The sequence below is a fragment of the Pantoea sp. ANP04 genome, assembly GCF_041982285.1.
Classification (GTDB): Bacteria; Pseudomonadota; Gammaproteobacteria; order Enterobacterales; family Enterobacteriaceae; genus Pantoea; species Pantoea eucalypti.
In genome coordinates this window covers 1-512 of the sequence record NZ_JAUTYS010000200.1, presented here as the reverse complement: position 1 = coordinate 512, position 512 = coordinate 1, and the positions used below count along the sequence as shown (strand labels likewise).

The 512-nt window shown below is 65.0% G+C and carries 1 pseudogene; it reads right to left on the bottom strand.

What is annotated here, in order from left to right:
• Positions 1-512 (bottom strand): annotated as a pseudogene (gene gcbA / locus Q7C21_RS23105) (diguanylate cyclase GcbA); the annotation flags it as partial.

Below are 512 nucleotides of genomic sequence, written 5' to 3'. Positions count from 1 at the left end.
AGGCTCTTGATCACCCGGTCGCCCATGGGGTGGCCGTGGCTGTCGTTGACCCGCTTGAAGTGGTCGATGTCGAGCATGGCGAAGCTCAGCGGCTTGCCCTCGCGGCGGGCGCGGAAGCTGCAGTCTTCCAGCAGTTGCAGAATGTGGGTGTGGTTGTACAGGCCGGTGAGGCTGTCGCGGACCATCCGTGCCTTGAGGTTGCGCGCCCGGGCGGCGCGGTTGCGCACGGTGGTGATCAGGTGCCGCGGCTTGATGGGCTTGGTGAGGAAGTCATCGCCGCCTTCGCTCATGGCGTCCAGTTGCTTGTCCAGGTCGTCCTCGGCGGACAGGTAGATGATCGGCACGCTGACATAACGGTCGTTGTGGCGGATCACCTTGGCCAGCTCGGTGCCGGTGCAGGCCGGCATGTACATGTCGAGGATGATCAGGTCCGGCTGGAAGTCCGCCAGCTCGGCCATGGCCTGGATCGGTTCGATCAGGGTGCGGGTGACGATCCCGGCGCTGTTGAGCAG